This window comes from Pseudothioclava alba (assembly GCF_033100795.1).
Taxonomy (GTDB): domain Bacteria; phylum Pseudomonadota; class Alphaproteobacteria; order Rhodobacterales; family Rhodobacteraceae; genus Pseudothioclava.
This window is the reverse complement of sequence record NZ_JAWLVI010000001.1, coordinates 303,219-318,914: the sequence shown is the minus strand read 5'-3', so window position 1 is coordinate 318,914 and position 15,696 is coordinate 303,219. Positions and strand designations below refer to the sequence as shown.

General features: G+C 63.0%; 17 protein-coding genes and 1 tRNA gene. 15 read left to right on the top strand and 3 right to left on the bottom strand.

Features of this window, described 5'->3' with window-relative positions:
- Positions 1–104: 104 nt before the first annotated feature.
- Positions 105–1,046 (top strand): Kelch repeat-containing protein, encoded by a 942-nt coding sequence (locus tag RYZ20_RS01575; RefSeq protein ID WP_317670119.1) that lies wholly within the window; start codon positions 105–107, stop codon positions 1,044–1,046.
- 72 nt (positions 1,047–1,118) lie between these two features.
- Here RYZ20_RS01575 and RYZ20_RS01570 read toward each other — a convergent pair whose 3' ends face one another.
- Positions 1,119–1,847: a GNAT family N-acetyltransferase gene (locus RYZ20_RS01570; protein WP_317670118.1), complete on the bottom strand. Its 729-nt coding sequence runs from the start codon at positions 1,845–1,847 to the stop codon at positions 1,119–1,121.
- 32 nt (positions 1,848–1,879) lie between these two features.
- On the bottom strand, positions 1,880–2,344 hold the full coding sequence (locus tag RYZ20_RS01565; RefSeq protein ID WP_411572304.1) for an outer membrane protein assembly factor BamE: 465 nt from the start codon (positions 2,342–2,344) through the stop codon (positions 1,880–1,882).
- Between the two features lie 97 nt (positions 2,345–2,441).
- On the opposite strand from RYZ20_RS01565, the gene RYZ20_RS01560 reads away from it, so the two are divergent.
- The 9 genes from RYZ20_RS01560 to RYZ20_RS01520 all read left to right on the top strand — a co-directional run bounded on the left by RYZ20_RS01560 (position 2,442) and on the right by RYZ20_RS01520 (position 9,139).
- Complete coding sequence (locus tag RYZ20_RS01560; protein WP_317670117.1) at positions 2,442–3,020, top strand: YceD family protein; 579 nt, start codon at positions 2,442–2,444, stop codon at positions 3,018–3,020.
- A gap of 179 nt (positions 3,021–3,199) precedes the next feature.
- Positions 3,200–3,406, top strand: a complete 207-nt coding sequence (rpmF, locus tag RYZ20_RS01555) for a 50S ribosomal protein L32 (protein ID WP_317670116.1) — start codon at positions 3,200–3,202, stop codon at positions 3,404–3,406.
- Positions 3,407–3,484: 78 nt separating this feature from the next.
- Entirely contained in the window at positions 3,485–4,600 is a 1,116-nt protein-coding gene (gene plsX, locus RYZ20_RS01550; RefSeq protein WP_317670115.1) for a phosphate acyltransferase PlsX, read from the top strand.
- Positions 4,597–5,571, top strand: a complete 975-nt coding sequence (locus tag RYZ20_RS01545; protein WP_317670114.1) for a beta-ketoacyl-ACP synthase III — start codon at positions 4,597–4,599, stop codon at positions 5,569–5,571. The genes plsX and RYZ20_RS01545 overlap by 4 nt, the downstream gene beginning before the upstream one ends.
- A gap of 99 nt (positions 5,572–5,670) precedes the next feature.
- A complete protein-coding gene (ihfA, locus tag RYZ20_RS01540; RefSeq protein ID WP_317670113.1) occupies positions 5,671–5,973 on the top strand; it encodes an integration host factor subunit alpha in 303 nt (100 codons plus the stop codon).
- Positions 5,974–5,985: 12 nt separating this feature from the next.
- The gene (locus RYZ20_RS01535; protein WP_317670112.1) at positions 5,986–6,711 is read left to right on the top strand and encodes a MerR family transcriptional regulator; all 726 of its coding nucleotides are present in this window, start codon (positions 5,986–5,988) and stop codon (positions 6,709–6,711) included.
- A gap of 77 nt (positions 6,712–6,788) precedes the next feature.
- Positions 6,789–6,866, top strand: a tRNA-Pro gene (locus tag RYZ20_RS01530).
- Positions 6,867–6,931: 65 nt separating this feature from the next.
- Positions 6,932–8,008: a 2'-deoxycytidine 5'-triphosphate deaminase gene (locus RYZ20_RS01525; RefSeq protein WP_317671292.1), complete on the top strand. Its 1,077-nt coding sequence runs from the start codon at positions 6,932–6,934 to the stop codon at positions 8,006–8,008.
- A gap of 132 nt (positions 8,009–8,140) precedes the next feature.
- Positions 8,141–9,139, top strand: a complete 999-nt coding sequence (locus tag RYZ20_RS01520; protein ID WP_317670111.1) for a Fe(3+) ABC transporter substrate-binding protein — start codon at positions 8,141–8,143, stop codon at positions 9,137–9,139.
- 45 nt (positions 9,140–9,184) lie between these two features.
- On the opposite strand, the gene RYZ20_RS01515 is transcribed toward RYZ20_RS01520, so the two are convergent.
- Positions 9,185–9,964 carry a hypothetical protein gene (locus tag RYZ20_RS01515; protein ID WP_317670110.1) on the bottom strand — a complete coding sequence of 260 codons (780 nt, stop codon included), beginning with the start codon at positions 9,962–9,964 and terminating at the stop codon, positions 9,185–9,187.
- A gap of 138 nt (positions 9,965–10,102) precedes the next feature.
- On the opposite strand from RYZ20_RS01515, the gene RYZ20_RS01510 reads away from it, so the two are divergent.
- From RYZ20_RS01510 to eno, 5 genes are all read left to right on the top strand, one after another.
- Complete coding sequence (locus RYZ20_RS01510; protein WP_317670109.1) at positions 10,103–11,038, top strand: nucleoside hydrolase; 936 nt, start codon at positions 10,103–10,105, stop codon at positions 11,036–11,038.
- A 48-nt stretch (positions 11,039–11,086) separates the two neighbouring features.
- Positions 11,087–12,508, top strand: a complete 1,422-nt coding sequence (locus RYZ20_RS01505) for a protein adenylyltransferase SelO (RefSeq protein ID WP_317670108.1) — start codon at positions 11,087–11,089, stop codon at positions 12,506–12,508.
- Position 12,509: 1 nt separating this feature from the next.
- The gene (locus RYZ20_RS01500) at positions 12,510–13,235 is read left to right on the top strand and encodes an endonuclease/exonuclease/phosphatase family protein (protein ID WP_317670107.1); all 726 of its coding nucleotides are present in this window, start codon (positions 12,510–12,512) and stop codon (positions 13,233–13,235) included.
- A gap of 87 nt (positions 13,236–13,322) precedes the next feature.
- Positions 13,323–14,231 (top strand): DMT family transporter, encoded by a 909-nt coding sequence (locus RYZ20_RS01495; protein ID WP_317670106.1) that lies wholly within the window; start codon positions 13,323–13,325, stop codon positions 14,229–14,231.
- Positions 14,232–14,376: 145 nt separating this feature from the next.
- Positions 14,377–15,651 (top strand): phosphopyruvate hydratase, encoded by a 1,275-nt coding sequence (gene eno, locus RYZ20_RS01490; protein ID WP_317670105.1) that lies wholly within the window; start codon positions 14,377–14,379, stop codon positions 15,649–15,651.
- Positions 15,652–15,696 lie beyond the last annotated feature (45 nt).

Below are 15,696 nucleotides of genomic sequence, written 5' to 3'. Positions count from 1 at the left end.
TTCAGTCGATCAGTTTGAGACAAGCCATTTTTCTGCCAGATTTATCATAATGATACCAGATTTATCATAATGATAAAGGTGTTCATTATTCACCGGCTTGTTTTATGGATTATTTGACACATGGTATTCGGCGCGACATTGCCCTTGATGCGACGCTTGAGACATACGACGTTGAAATGCTCAAACTGCTCATCGGGCAGGGCGCTGACGTCCACCAGATCACTGATATTTCGCCTTTCACCGAAAATCCGGAGCGCATACGGGATGCCGAGGGCAATCCCGCAATCCGCGCCTATATCGCAGCGCTGCTAGAGGCAGGTTGGACTGTGAATGACCTCGAAGACCTCGCACGTGAGCAGATCCGCTTTGTCACCGAGGCCTACCTGTTGCCGAAGCAAGCGGTCAAAGCGCCTGGCTTCAGGGATGGGGCCGGAGAGGTTCGTGGCAAGAGCAACCCCGAAGAACGGACCCGACCCTTTTACCTTGAGATGCTGCGCACGGGAGACAGCTCGTATAACATGCAACAGCGGTTTCCGGGACTGCCAGACGTTATCTGGACGGCAGACCGTTTCGGGCAATCGACAACGCAGCTTGAAGACGGTCGCTGGGTTCAGATCGGCGGTGAGCACGAAGATCATTACATGAGCGAATTCGTCATTTTCAATGATGTCACCGTCTATTCGCCAGACGCGCCCCCACGCATTTTCTTCTATCCAACGTCGATTTTTCCGCCAACGGACTTTCACTCCGCGACATTGGTTGGCGATACGATATGGATTGTTGGTGGGCTGGGCTACTCGAGGGAACGCCGATCGGACACAACGCCGGTGTATTGCCTAGCCCTGAGTGATTTTAGCATCACCAAGATTGATACCACCGGTGAGTTTCCAGGTTGGATACATAGACACCAAGCCAAGTTGACGCAAAAGGGGATAGTTGTCATAGGTGGCAAAACCGAGCCCGGCTATCAAGATAATCGGGCGACTTACTTGCTCAATCTTGAGGCGCTAGTCTGGGAGAAAGTTTCCAGAAGCGGTGATTCGTAGACTTTACTGCATCAATCAAATTGGGCTCTTAGCTGTCGTCCGCGGCAGGGCAGCTCCCAGCTTGCGAGGCCGTTACCCCGCCACAGCGCGCAGGGCGCGGGCGCGGGCTTCGGGGATGGTGGCGGTCTCGATCAGGGTAAAGACGTGGAGCGTGTTCAGGTCTCGGTCGATCACCGCGTGGTCGCTGACCTGCCCGCCCATCCCGAGGTAAGACCGCAGCAGGGGCGGCATTTGCGGCAAGGCGCGCTCGGGCGCCGACACCGGCCCCACCAGCGCCGGATAATCCAGCGTCTCGGGCGCGCGCTTGCCAACGCTCCGCGCCTTGGGCAGCAGATGGCGCGCGGCAAGCACCGCCAGCGCATCGCGCACGGGCCTCCAGTCAGTGCCAGAAAACGACGAGCACCCGATCAGAAACCGCACGCCCCGCGCATCCACAAGCCGCGTGATGCCCGCCCACGCAAGGCGCAAAATATCGGGGTCGCGCAGATCGGGGAGCACGCAGAAGCGGCCTAGCTCCAGAAACGGCCCCTCAAGCCCCGCCAGGGCCGCCAGATCGTAACGCGCGCCGGAATAGGTGGTTTGCAGATCGGCTCCCGCCACCTGCAACAGCCGCAGACAGGCCAGCAGGTCGCCCGAGGCAATATCCTCGATCAGCAGGTGGTCACAGCGCGCATCAAACGCATCCGCATCCGAGGCACCACCCCGAAAGCACCGCCCCCGCAGGTCTTGCGCCGCCGCAATATCCTTGGGCGCGCGCGACAGGCGCACCCGGTAACGGCCTTTCTCGAACCCGAACTCCATGCCCCCTGCCCGCCCGCATACCGGGCATCAGATCAGCGTTTGAGGATTTGCGCCGCGTCCACGCGCCCGAAGCTGCCGAGGAACTGACGCAGGAAGCCCACGCCCTTGATCGAGGTCTCGGTCACGCGGCGCGACAGCACCACAACCTGCCCGTTCTCAAGACCGAAACGCTCGACATTTTCGACCTTACCCTTGTCATCAAAGGACACGGCGACAACCTGACGATCGACCTCTTGCGGCGCGCGGGCGCCGAACTGCTTCCAGCGCGAGCCGACGTAATACCAGCCCGAGCCTTCCAGAATCCCCGAAGAGGACGGCCGCCCGATCGCCGTGCCAACATCCTCACGGGTGGACACACCGACCTCGATCTGCGCCAGATCCTCGTCGCTCGGGATATAGCCGTGATTGGTGTAAACCGCCGAGCAGCCCGAAACGGCGAGCACACCAATTACAGCGCCAATCATCGCGCCGCGCCGTGTCATCATAGTCTTGCCCAAGCCGACCCCCTTGCCTCGCTGCCTCCAGCCTTTTATCCCGATTACAACATGAGCGCCCCGCCCTCAAGCACGATGCGCCATCCGTGAAAGGAACGATATGAGCGACGCCCCGATTTCCAACAATGACCTGCCCTGGAGCCACCCGTTCCGCGTGGCAGACCTGCCCGGCCGCAAAGCGACACGCTTTGACATCTCGCCCGATGCCGCAACGCGGGCGCAGATTGCCGAATGGGCGGGGATCGACGCGCTGAAAAGCCTGTCGTTCAAGGGCGAGTTGCGCCCCGCAGGCAAACGCGATTACACGCTGACGGGCACGTTTTCGGCGCGCGTCGTGCAGCCCTGCGCGATCACCCTTGCGCCAGTTACAACCAATCTGAACGAAGCCGTCACGCGGCACTATATCGCGGGCTACGAGATGCCGACCGCCGAAGAGACCGAGATGCCCGAGGACGAAAGCATCGAAGCCCTGCCCGTGGTAATCGACGCCGCCGCCGTCGCGCTTGAGGCGCTGGAACTGGCGCTGCCGCTGTTTCCGCGCGCCGAGGGCGCCGAGCTTGGCGAGGCACAGGTCACCGAGCCGGGCATCAAACCGATGACGGACGAGGATACCCGCCCCTTCGCGAACCTTAAAAACCTGCTCTCGGGCGGCAAAAATGAAAGCGATAACAACGACTAACACGAATTTCCCGGGGGGATGCGAGATATACTCAAGAAACCCCTTGCGCCGTGACAGAATCTCGCTATGTTCCCGGCCTCATTCGAAGTTTTGGGTTCGCACCCGGCCCGCTTATGGCGCCAGTGACGATACTCCCGTGAAATCAGGGTCTTATGACCCCCGAACACCGAGGTTGAGACATGGCTGTCCCTCAGAATAAAGTCACGCGGTCGCGCCGCAACATGCGCCGTGCACATGACGCTCTCGTCGCTGGTAACCCGGCCGAGTGCCCCTCCTGCGGCGAACTCAAGCGCCCCCACCACGTTTGTGGCGCTTGCGGTCACTACGACGATCGTGAAATCGTCGCAGTCGCAGAAGAAGTCGACCTGGACGAAGACGCAGCATAAGTTCGTTCCGGAGGCTGCCTGACGGACCGTCGCTTATGCAGGAGCTTCTGCAAGGACCGCACGAAAGGCACCACCGGCATGGATAAGACTGCGAACGATCAAGACATGGCGTCGGCGCTTGCCGGCGCCGTTGTCATATCAGTTGACGCGATGGGCGGCGACCGCGGCCCTGCGGCGATTGTTGGCGGTATTGCCGAGGCCGCAAAGCACAACTCCGGCGTTCATTTCATCGTTCATGGCCGCGAGGCCGAGCTGGCGCCGCTGATCGCGGCGGCTCGCCTGTCGGACATCTGCACCCTGCGCGACGCGCAAGACGTGGTGACGATGCAGGACAAACCCTCGCAGGTCATGCGCACGGGTAAAAACACCTCGATGTGGTCCGCGGTCGAATCCGTGCGCGCGCATGAGGCCGAGGTGGCGGTTTCGTGCGGCAATACCGGCGCGCTGATGGCTATTTCGATGCTGCGGCTGCGCAAGATGGCGGGCGTGAACCGCCCCGCGATCGCCTCGTTCTGGCCGTCGCGCAATCCCGCTGGCTTCAACGTGATGCTTGATATGGGCGCCGATGTGAAAGCCGACGCCCCTGACCTTCTGACCTATGCGCTGATGGGCACCTCTTACGCACGCAACGCGCTTGGCCTTGGCCTGCCGCGCGTGGGACTGCTGAACGTCGGCACCGAGGAACACAAAGGCGGCTCGGAACTGAAAGCCGCCTTCGACCTGATCAAGGCCAACCAGAGCACAGGCGAGTTTGAGTTCGTCGGCTTTGTCGAAGGGAACGATCTGCCCTCGGACCGCGTGGATGTGATCGTGACCGACGGGTTCACCGGAAATATCGCGCTGAAGACCGGCGAAGGCACCGCGAAATTCGCGGGCGAGCTGATGAAAGAGGCGTTTACCGCGACGCTTTTGTCCAAGCTTGGCGCGCTGCTCGCAATGGGGCCATTGAAGCAACTCAAGGCCAAGATCGACCCGCGCCGCGCGAATGGCGGGGTGTTTCTGGGTCTGAACGGCACGGTCGTGAAATCGCACGGCGGCGCCGATGCGACGGGTGTTGCGGCGGCGCTTGATCTGGCGGTAAAGCTGGCAAAATCCGGCTTTAGCGCGCGGATGGCAGCACGGGTTGCCTCGGCGAGACAGCCGGTGCAGGATGCCGCAACGGAAACCAAAACCGCAGGCGAGACGCAAGCATGACAATCAGAGCCGTGGTCCGAGGCGTCGGGCATTACCTGCCCGAGCGCGTGGTCGAGAACGCAGAATTCGAAGCCACACTCGACACGTCGGACGCGTGGATTCGCTCGCGCTCGGGGATCGAACGGCGCCATCTGGCCGCCGAGGGCGAGACCACCTCGCAGCTTGCGATCAAGGCCGCCGAGGCGGCTCTGGCCGATGCGGGGCTGACGCCCGAGGATATTGACGCGGTGATCGTGGGCACCTCGACGCCCGATTTCACCTTCCCCTCTGTCGCGACGATGGTTCAGGCCGGTCTGAACATGCGCAACGGCTTCGCCTTCGATGTGCAGGCGGTTTGCGCGGGCTTTGTCTTCGCGCTGGCGAACGCGAACGGGATGATCCTTTCGGGGCAAGCCAAGCGCGTCATGGTAATCGGTGCCGAGACGTTTTCGCGCATCATGGACTGGACCGATCGCGGCACCTGCGTTCTGTTCGGGGATGGCGCCGGGGCACTGATCCTCGAGGCGCAGGACGGCACCGGATCGACCGAAGATCGCGGCATTCTGGCGACCGATCTGAACTCGGACGGGCGCTACCGCGAGTTGCTTTATGTCGATGGCGGCGTGTCCACCAACGGCCAGTCGGGCCACCTGCGGATGCAGGGGAATCAGGTCTTCAAACACGCCGTGCAAAAGCTTGCCGAAACCGCGCATCACGCGCTGGAAAAGGTCGGGCTGTCGGGCGGAGATGTCGATTGGATCGTGCCGCATCAGGCGAACCTGCGGATCATCTCGGCCACGGCGGAACGGATGCAGGTGCCGATGGAGCGCGTGGTTGTTACCGTGCAGGACCACGGCAACACCTCGGCGGCCTCGATCCCGCTGGCGCTGTCGGTGGGCAAGCAGCGCGGCCAGATCAAACCGGGTGATTTGCTTGTGACCGAGGCCATCGGCGGCGGGCTTGCCTGGGGTGCGGTCGTTCTGCGCTGGTAATTCACCAATCTGACATATCAAAAGTGCCTTGCAAGCCATTGATATTGACTCGGGATTTGCGATGCCCCATCGTGGGTGCGTGTAATCCGGGGGGATGATATGACGAACAACACCTTGACCCGCATGGACCTCAGCGAGGCTGTGTTCCGCGAAGTGGGTCTGTCGCGTAACGAGTCGGCGCAGCTTGTCGAAAGCGTTCTGCAGCATATGTCGGACGCGCTTGTGCGCGGAGAAACCGTGAAAATCAGCTCTTTCGGCACGTTTTCCGTGCGCGAGAAGTCGTCGCGCATGGGGCGTAACCCCAAGACTGGCGAAGAAGTGCCGATCAGCCCGCGCCGCGTGCTGTCGTTCCGGCCTTCGCATCTCATGAAAGACCGCGTCGTCGAGGGCAACGCGAAGTAACGGAGGCGGCCCATGGCCAAATCTGCCGACGCCTTCCGGACGATTTCGGAAGTTTCAGAGCTATTGGACGTGCCGACCCATGTGCTACGGTTCTGGGAAAGCCGGTTCACGCAGATCAAACCCGTGAAGCGGGCGGGCGGGCGGCGCTATTACCGCCCGGCGGATGTCGAGCTGATCGCCGGTATCCGCAAGCTTCTGCACGAGGACGGGATGCCGATCCGCGAGGCGCAAAAGCTGCTTAAGGCCGAGGGCGTGCGCCATGTGGCGGCGCTTGGCAACCTTGAGGGCGATGCGATACCCCCTGCCGCCACCACGCCAGAGCCGCCCGCCATGCCCGCGCCAGACCTTTCGCCGCAATGGCCCGAATCCGCCACGCCCGAGCCGGAAACCGCGCAGGACAGCCCCTTCCCGCCCGACCCCGAAGATCTGCCGGAACAGGACGCCCCGGTTTCAGCGGGCAACTGGTCACAGCCCTCGCTTTTTGGCGAGGACGCGCCCGAAGCTCCGATGGCGGAGGATGTGTCTCACGAGGCCGCGCCTCGCTCCGAGGTGGTGAGTCTCAAACTGACAAAACCAGCGCCGAAGGAAAAAGCCGCCCCCACCACGGGCAACCGTCTGCGCGCGCTGACGCCGGACCTCTTTGATGCCGCCGGGATCGAGACCCTGCGCGCGCAGAAAAAGCGCCTTTCGGCCTTGCACGACAGGCTTCTTGCGCCGCCGCAGCAGTTGCAAGACTGACGCCCCTGAAACGAGTGGACGGAAAATGCGTTTTGTTGCTTGCACCTGCCCCCGCCTTGCGCCTATATGCGCCTCGTCGGGCCGTGGCGCAGCCTGGTTAGCGCGTCCGTCTGGGGGGCGGAAGGTCGCGAGTTCGAATCTCGCCGGCCCGACCATCTCGAAAACGCCCATCCCGTTTCGCGGGGTGGGCGTTCGCATATCCAAGGAGAGCTGAGCCATGATGCTGGGTGTCCTGCCCGATTCCGCCCTGAAAGAGATGATCGCGCGGGACGAGATTACCGCCAGCGAGCCGGTTATCCCCGAACAGATCCAACCCGCCAGCCTTGACCTGCGTCTTGGCCGCGTGGCCTACCGCGTGCGCGCCTCCTTTCTTGCGGGCAAGGGCCGCCGCGTCGAAGCCCGTCTTGCGGAATTCGAGATGCACCGGATGGACCTGTCGAATGGCGCGGTGCTGGAAAAGGGCTGCGTTTACCTTGTGCCGCTGATGGAGAGCTTGGCGCTCCCCCCCGGTCTGACCGCAGTCGCGAACGCCAAAAGCTCGACCGGGCGGCTGGACCTTTTGACCCGTGTCACCACCGATGACGGGACCGAGTTCGACCGTATCCCCGAAGGCTATGTCGGCCCGCTGTATGCCGAGATCTGCCCGCGCAGTTTCTCGGTGCTGGTGCGCCCCGGGATGCGGCTGAACCAGATCCGCTTCCGCGCAGGGCAAGCCGCGCTGACGGATGCCGAACTGAAGGCGCTCCATTCCGCCGAGCCGCTGGTCGATGGCGAGGCGGTGATCGACCACGGTCTTGGCTTCTCGGTCGATCTGAAACCGGCCGAGGGCGACCTTGTCGGCTACCGCGCGAAGCCCCATACCGGCGTGATCGACCTTGACCGGATCGCGCATTATCCGGCCTCGGAGTTCTGGGAAGAGATTCGCACCACCGACGGGCGCATCATCCTTGATCCGGGCGCGTTCTATATTCTGGTGTCGCGCGAAGCTGTAACCATCCCCCCCGATTTCGCCGCCGAAATGGCCCCCTATCTGGCGATGGTGGGCGAGTTCCGCGTGCATTACGCAGGCTTCTTTGATCCCGGCTTCGGGCATGGCGCGGCGGGCGGGCATGGCTCGCGGGGCGTGCTGGAGGTGCGCTGCCACGAGGCGCCGTTTGTGCTTGAACACGGGCAGGTTGTCGGGCGTCTGGTCTATGAACGCATGGCCGACCGCCCCGAGCGCCTGTATGGCGCGGACCTCAAGTCCAACTATCAGGGCCAGGGGCTAAAACTGGGCAAACATTTCAAAGCGGGCTGAGCAAGCCACAATCAGGCGCCTTCGGGCGCCTTTTTTGTCACCTAAAATAATAACCGATTTATTCACTCAGGTATTGACCGCGCGCCGCGAATCCTGTTTAAGCGCGTCAATATCCGAGTAAAGGAGTCAAATATGACTGCGCGCATTCTTCTGGCCTCTACCCTTCTGGCCGCCACCCCCGCCCTTGCCGACGTGAATGTCTATTCGCACCGCCAGCCCGAGCTGGTCGAGCCGCTGTTCAACGCCTTCACTGCGCAAACCGGCATCGCTGTTAACGTCGCTTTCGTTGACAAAGGTCTTGTCGAGCGCCTTGTGGCCGAAGGCTCGCGCTCGCCTGCCGATCTTGTGATGACGGTCGATATTGCGCGGCTCAATCAGGTGGTCGAGGCTGGCGTGACCCAAGCGGTTGAGGATGCCGCCCTTCTGGCCACCATTCCGCCCGCCTTCCGAGACCCGAACAACCAGTGGTTCGGCCTGACCACCCGCGCGCGCATCGTCTACGCCTCGAAAGAGCGCGTGGCGGATGGCGAAGTGACAACCTACGAAGATCTGACCGATCCGAAGTGGCAAGGCCGCATCTGCACGCGCTCTTTCACCTCGGATTATAACGTCGCGCTAACGGCGGCCTATCTGGCCCACCACGGTGAAGAGGCCACCCGCGCATGGCTTGAAGGCGTCAAAGCCAACCTCGCGAAAAAGCCCGAAGGCAACGACCGCTCGCAGGTGAAATCCATCTGGGCGGGCGAGTGTGACATCTCGCTTGGCAACACCTATTACATGGGCCAGATGATGGCCGACCCCGAGCAGATCGAATGGGCCAACTCGGTGCGCATCACCTTCCCGACCTTCGAGGGCGACGGCACCCATATGAATATCTCGGGAGTGGCGATGACCAAGGCCGCGCCGAACAAGGCCGAGGCACTGAAGTTGCTGGAGTTTCTGGTCTCCCCCGAGGCGCAGGAAATCTACGCGGAAACCAACCACGAATTCCCCGTGCGCGAGGGCGTGAAGCGCTCGGATCTGGTGGCAAGCTGGGGCGAGTTTGCGCCCGACAGCCTTGGCCTTGTCGATGTGGCGGCATTGCGTCCCGCAGCTCTGAAGCTGATCGAAGAAGTGAACTTCGACGGCTAAACATCTGGTATCAAACAAAAGCCCCGGAAAAATCCGGGGCTTTTTTCATGCCGCGACGACAGACAGGCGGGGCGGCACGCCGATCCGCACCATCGGATGCGCGGCAAACCTTTCAATTTCATGCGCGAACCGGCGCTGGAGGCGCACCGCGACCAGCGGATCAAACGCCGCCACCGGAGCGGTTTGCGGCAGGCGCGCGTGGAACTGCATCAGGCGGCGGATCTGGCGCGCGGGCGGCGTAACGCCATCTGCATATAGCCGCTGGAGCATCGCCAGCCCCGTCTCGGGCAGTTTGCGCACCGGCACCGGCGCAAGGTCCAACGCCGCCCCCGGAGCCAGTGCCTCGGCAGCCTCGGCCAGCGTCACTTCGCCCGTCAGCAAGATCAGCTCGCGCGGCTGGAAGGCCGCCACGATCTCGGAAATTGCCTCGATCCAGCCGCGTTGACGCTCGGCCAAGGCGGGCGCCAAATCGGCAAACGGCGCGACAGATTGCGCAGCGGCGAGGTCGCGCCACAGATGCGGATAGATCGCCTCGTAGCCCGGCAGCGGAATCACCAGCCGCCCCACGGGGCCGTTGATCTGCTCTTTAAAGGCCCGCGCCCGCGCGCCACAGCCGATGAAGAACCGCTCCAGCCCCTGCTCGGCCGAGCCGAAAACCGCCGCATCCAGATGCAGTCCGCCATGCGCCCCCGGCCCTAAAACCGGCTCGCCGTGGCCTGCGCGCCGCAGCGCCTTGCGCCCCGTGGAAAGGCTGCGCGCCAGCGCAGACATCAGCGGCGCGGTCATCGGCGTCGAAAGAAAGATATGATGCTCGGATCTGCCCATCCTTGCCCCCAATTGTTTCCGGGATTAGCCCGTGTCTTTAACCAAACTCTGACAATCAAATGTGGCCAAGTTAGGGCGCGCGTGTGGCTGGACATCGACGCGCAGGCTTGTCACTCTCGGCCCCGGACAGGAGGCTTCATGACGCGCAAAATCATTATCGACACAGACCCCGGCCAGGATGATGCGGTGGCCATTTGTCTGGCGCTGGCCAGCCCCGAGTTAGAGGTTCTGGGGATCACCTGCGTCGCGGGCAACGTGCCGCTGCCCCTGACCGCGCTGAACGCACGCAAGGTTTGCGAGCTGGCGGGGCGGCCTGACATCAAGGTCTTTGCGGGCTGTGATCGCCCGCTGGAACGCCCGCTTGTCACGGCGGAATATGTGCATGGCAAGACCGGCCTTGACGGGATCGAGTTGCCCGCGCCCACGATGCCCCTGCAAGACACCAACGCGGTCGAATTCATCATTCAGACGCTGCGCGAACACCCCGCCGGGTCGGTCACGCTGTGCCCCCTGGGGCCGCTCACCAATATCGCAACCGCGCTTCAGCGCGCCCCCGATATTGCGCCGAAGATTGCCGAGATCGTTCTGATGGGCGGGGCGTATTTCGAGGTTGGCAATGTCACTCCGGCAGCGGAATTCAACATCTACGTCGACCCGCAAGCCGCTGATATTGTGTTCAGATCAAGGGTTCCGCTGGTCGTGATGCCGCTGGATGTGACGCATCGGGCGCTGACCACCCGTGCACGGATCGAAGCCTTCCGCGCCCTTGGCACCCGCGCGGGGCAAGCCGTCGCAAGCTGGACTGATTTCTACGAACGCTTCGACATGGAGAAATACGGCTCGGACGGCGCGCCTTTGCATGACCCCTGCGTTATTGCCTATCTGTTGCAGCCTGCGCTCTTCACGGGGCGGCATGTGAATGTGACCGTTGAGACCGGATCGGAGCTGACCCTTGGGATGACCGTCGCGGACTGGTGGTATGTGACCGACCGCCCGGCAAATGCGATGTTCATGGGGCAGATCGACGCCGACGGATTCTATGCGCTTCTGACCGAACGGATCGCGCGGCTTTAGCCTTGGGCCACGGGGTCGTCCGCCCTATATCGGGAACAGGAGGCGCGCATGACCGCCAAATTCGATAACAGCTACGCCCGTTTCCCCGCGCGTTTCTTTGCCCGCCAGATGCCTGATGCCGCACCCGCTCCGCAGCGGATAGCGGCGAACGGGGCGCTGGCCGAGAGGCTGGGGTTTGGCGGCGATTGGATCGCTGGTCCCGAGGGGCTGGCGATGACCTCGGGCAATGCTATGCCCTCGGGTGCCGAGCCGCTGGCGCAGGCCTATGCGGGCCACCAGTTCGGCGGTTGGGTGCCGCAGCTTGGCGACGGGCGTGCGGTTTTACTGGGCGAGATCATTGCCCCCGATGGTGCCCGCTTCGACATTCAGCTCAAGGGGTCTGGCCAGACACCGTTTTCGCGGCGCGGCGACGGCAAGGCGTGGCTTGGGCCGGTTTTACGCGAATATGTGGTCTCCGAGGCGATGGCCGCGCTTGGTATTCCGACAACGCGCGCCCTGGCGGCGGTCCTGACCGGCGAGGCGGTCTACCGCGACGGCTTTGCCCGCCCCGGCGCCATTCTGACCCGCGTGGCCAGCAGTCATATCCGCGTCGGCACCTTCCAGTATTTCGCCGCGCGCGAAGACACCGAGGCGCTGCAATTGCTGACCGATCATGTGATTGCGCGCCACTACCCGCAGGCCGAAACGCCGCTGGAATTGCTCACCGCGGTCGTCGCGGCGCAGGCGCGGCTGATCGCGCGCTGGCTCTCGGTCGGCTTTATCCACGGCGTGATGAACACCGACAATATGTCCATCTCTGGCGAGACGATAGACTACGGGCCTTGCGCCTTTATGGACCATTATCACCCGTCCAAGGTGTTCTCCTCGATCGACGCCTATGGTCGCTATGCTTACGGCGCGCAGCCTCAGATTGCCGCCTGGAATCTGGCGCAGTTTGCGTCATGCCTGTTGCCGCTGATGGGCGAGCGCGAGGCCGCGATCGAGGCTGCAACCATCACCATCGGAGGCTTTACCGAGGTGTTTCAGGCCGAGTGGCTGGCGCTTTTCGGGCGTAAGATCGGGATTACGGCCCCGCGCCCCGAGGATCGCGCCCTGATCGAGGATCTGCTGAACCGCATGGCGGTGGAGCGCGCCGATTTCACCCGCACCTTCCGTGGCCTCTCAACAGGCACCGCGCGGGCCGAATTCACCGAGCCTCTGGCCTTTGACCAATGGTCCGAACGCTGGCAGACCCGCCTTGCCGAAGAGAGAGACCCTGAGGCGGTGATGGCCACCGCAAACCCCGTCCGCATTCCACGCAATCACCGGATCGAAGCGATGATCGCCTCCGCCGTGGAGGACGATTTCGCGCCGTTCGAAACCCTGATGGCCGCGCTGGCGGCCCCATTTGATCCCGCCCCCGAATTCGCCGCATTCGAGGCCGCCCCCCGCCCCGACGAAGCCGTCGCGCGCACCTTCTGCGGGACGTGAAATGACGCTGCGGATTGCCTCGTATAACCTGCACAAATGCGTGGGCACGGATCGGCGGCGCGATCCGGCCCGCGTGCTGGAGGTCATCAACCAGATCGGCGCGGATGTCATCGCGCTGCAAGAGGTGGACCTGCGCCTTGGGGCGCGCCCTGCCGCCCTGCCCGCAAGTCTGATTGCGGCGCAAAGCGACTATATCCGTCTTGAGGCGCACCCGCGCACTGGCCCCGACAGCCTAGGGTGGCACGGTCAGGCGATCCTGGTCAAACGCGGAATGCGCGTGCTGTCGATCGACGGGCTGACCTTGCCGGGGCTGGAGCCACGCGGGGCAATTGTCGCGCGGGTCTCGGCCGAGACCGGCCAGCCCTTCACGCTGATCGGCGCGCATCTGGGGCTGCGACGGATGGATCGGCGCGCACAATGGCGCAAGATCGCGGCGGAACTGGCCTCGGCGGCGCCCGCGCCCGCGCTGGCCATCGGGGATTTCAACGAATGGCAAAACGCGCGCGGCTTCGAAGCGCTGACGGGCTTTCACGTCCACTCGCCGGGCGCCACCTATCCCGCCCGCCTGCCCTTTGGCAAACTGGACCGGATCGTCACCTGCGGGAGGCTGCGCATCGTGCATATGGGCGTGTTTGACAGCCCGCTGGCGCGGCGCGCCTCGGATCACCTGCCGATCTGGGCCGATTGCGCGGGGATACTCACGCCCGCACGCCCCTTGCGCGGGTAATTGTCACTGGCACAATCGTCCCCTTTACGCGAGCTGCCACGCGGTCTAGGTCGCGTGTAGGGAGAGCCGTCAATTCGGGGTAAATACATGGAAAACCTGCGCGGAAGCCTATTGATGGTGCTCGCGATGGCGGGCTTTGCGCTAGAGGATATGTTCGTCAAATCCTTGTCCTCGCGCCTGCCCGTGGGCGAAGTTCTGGCGCTTTTGGGGGCGGGCGGCGCGACGCTGTTTGCCGCCTTTGCGATTGCGCGCGGGGATCGGCTGATCTCGCGCGATCTGATCGCAATGCCGGTGTTTCTGCGCAATCTGACGGAGCTTATTGGCACGATGTTCTTTGTCTGCGCGATTGCATTCACGCCTCTGGCGCAGGCCTCGGCCATCTTGCAGGCGACGCCCTTGGCGGTGACGCTGGGGGCGGCACTGTTTCTGGGAGAGCAGGTCGGCTGGCGGCGCTGGCTTGCGATTACCGTGGGCTTCGTCGGCGTGATGATCGTTGTGCGTCCCGGCACTGACGGGTTTTCGGTGCTGTCGCTTCTGGCGGTGGCTTCGGTCGTCGGGCTGGCGGCGCGCGATGTGGTGACGCGGCGCATCCCGAAAACCATCTCGTCAATGCAGCTTGCGACCTATGGCTTTGCCTCGGTCGTCCCCGCAGGCGTATTTCTGGTCTGGGTCAATGGCACCCCTGCCCTGATGCCCGCCTCGCGCGACTGGCTGGAGCTTCTGGGCGCAATCCTTGTCGGCACGGGCGGCTATTATTCGCTGATCGCGGCGATGCGGATTGGCGAGGTCTCGTTCATCACGCCGTTCCGCTATACGCGACTGTTGTTCGCCCTTGTCATTGGCGCGGTCGTCTTTGCGGAACCGGTGGACAGCACGACGCTCATCGGTGGCGCAGTCATCGTGGCGTCCGGCATCTACACGCTTCTGCGTGAGGCGCGGCTGAAACGACGTGCCCGTGCGGTCATTCCAGACAGCCTCTCACGCCCAGGCAGCTAAGCGCGCACAACCCGACACAAAAAATTCGCGCAGTTGCGGCGCTAACAAAGGTGTTTGCGCTAACAATCCTCTTTTCGTGCGGGTTCGCGCGGGCTATAGACCCTCACGGCCCAACCACGCAATTAGCGAAACCAAGGGAACGCCCATGAGCACCATCATCGACATTCACGCCCGCGAAATTCTTGACAGCCGCGGCAATCCGACCGTTGAGGTCGACGTTATCCTCGAAGACGGCACCATGGGCCGCGCGGCGGTGCCCTCGGGCGCCTCGACCGGCGCACACGAGGCCGTCGAGCGCCGCGACGGCGACAAATCGCGTTACATGGGCAAGGGCGTTCTGGACGCCGTGATGGCCGTGAACGGCGAGATCGCAGAGAACCTTGTCGGCGAAGACGTCACCGAGCAGGTCGAGATCGACCGCATGATGATCGAGCTGGACGGCACCGAGAACAAAGGCCGCCTCGGCGCGAACGCAATTCTTGGCGTGTCGCTGGCCTGCGCGAAAGCCGCCGCCGACTACACCACGCAGCCGCTTTACCGCTATGTCGGCGGCACCTCGGCCCGCGTTCTGCCGGTTCCGATGATGAACATCATCAACGGCGGCGAACATGCCGACAACCCGATCGACATTCAGGAATTCATGATCATGCCGGTGTCCGCTGGCAACATCCGCGACGCGGTGCGCATGGGGTCTGAAGTCTTCCACACGCTGAAGAAAGAGCTGTCTGCGCAGGGTCTGTCGACCGGGCTTGGCGACGAAGGCGGCTTTGCGCCGAACCTTTCTTCGACCACCGCCGCGCTGGACCTGATCCTCGCCTCGATCGAAAAGGCTGGCTACAAGCCGGGCGAAGACATCTACCTTGCGCTGGATTGTGCCTCGACCGAGTATTTCAAGAACGGCAAATACGAGATGAAGGGCGAAGGCCTTTCGCTCAGCTCGGAAGAGAACGCCGAATACCTTGCCAAGCTTTGCGCCGCCTACCCGATTATCTCGATCGAGGACGGCATGTCGGAAGACGATTGGGAAGGCTGGAAAATCCTGACCGAGAAACTGGGCGACAAGGTTCAGCTGGTGGGTGACGATCTGTTCGTGACCAACCCGCGCCGTCTGGCCGATGGCATCAAGCAAGGCGTGGCCAACTCGATGCTGGTGAAAGTGAACCAGATCGGCACGCTGACCGAAACGCTGGAGGCCGTCGATATGGCCCACCGCGCGCGCTACACCAACGTCATGTCGCACCGCTCGGGCGAGACCGAGGATGCGACCATCGCGGACCTTGCTGTTGCCACCAACTGCGGCCAGATCAAGACCGGCTCGCTGGCGCGCTCGGACCGTCTGGCGAAATACAACCAGCTTATCCGCATCGAGGAACTGCTGGGCGAAACCGCGATCTACGCGGGCCGCTCGATCCTGAAATAAGCCGATTTCAAAGCGTTACAAAAAGGGGCCTTTCGGGGCCCCTTT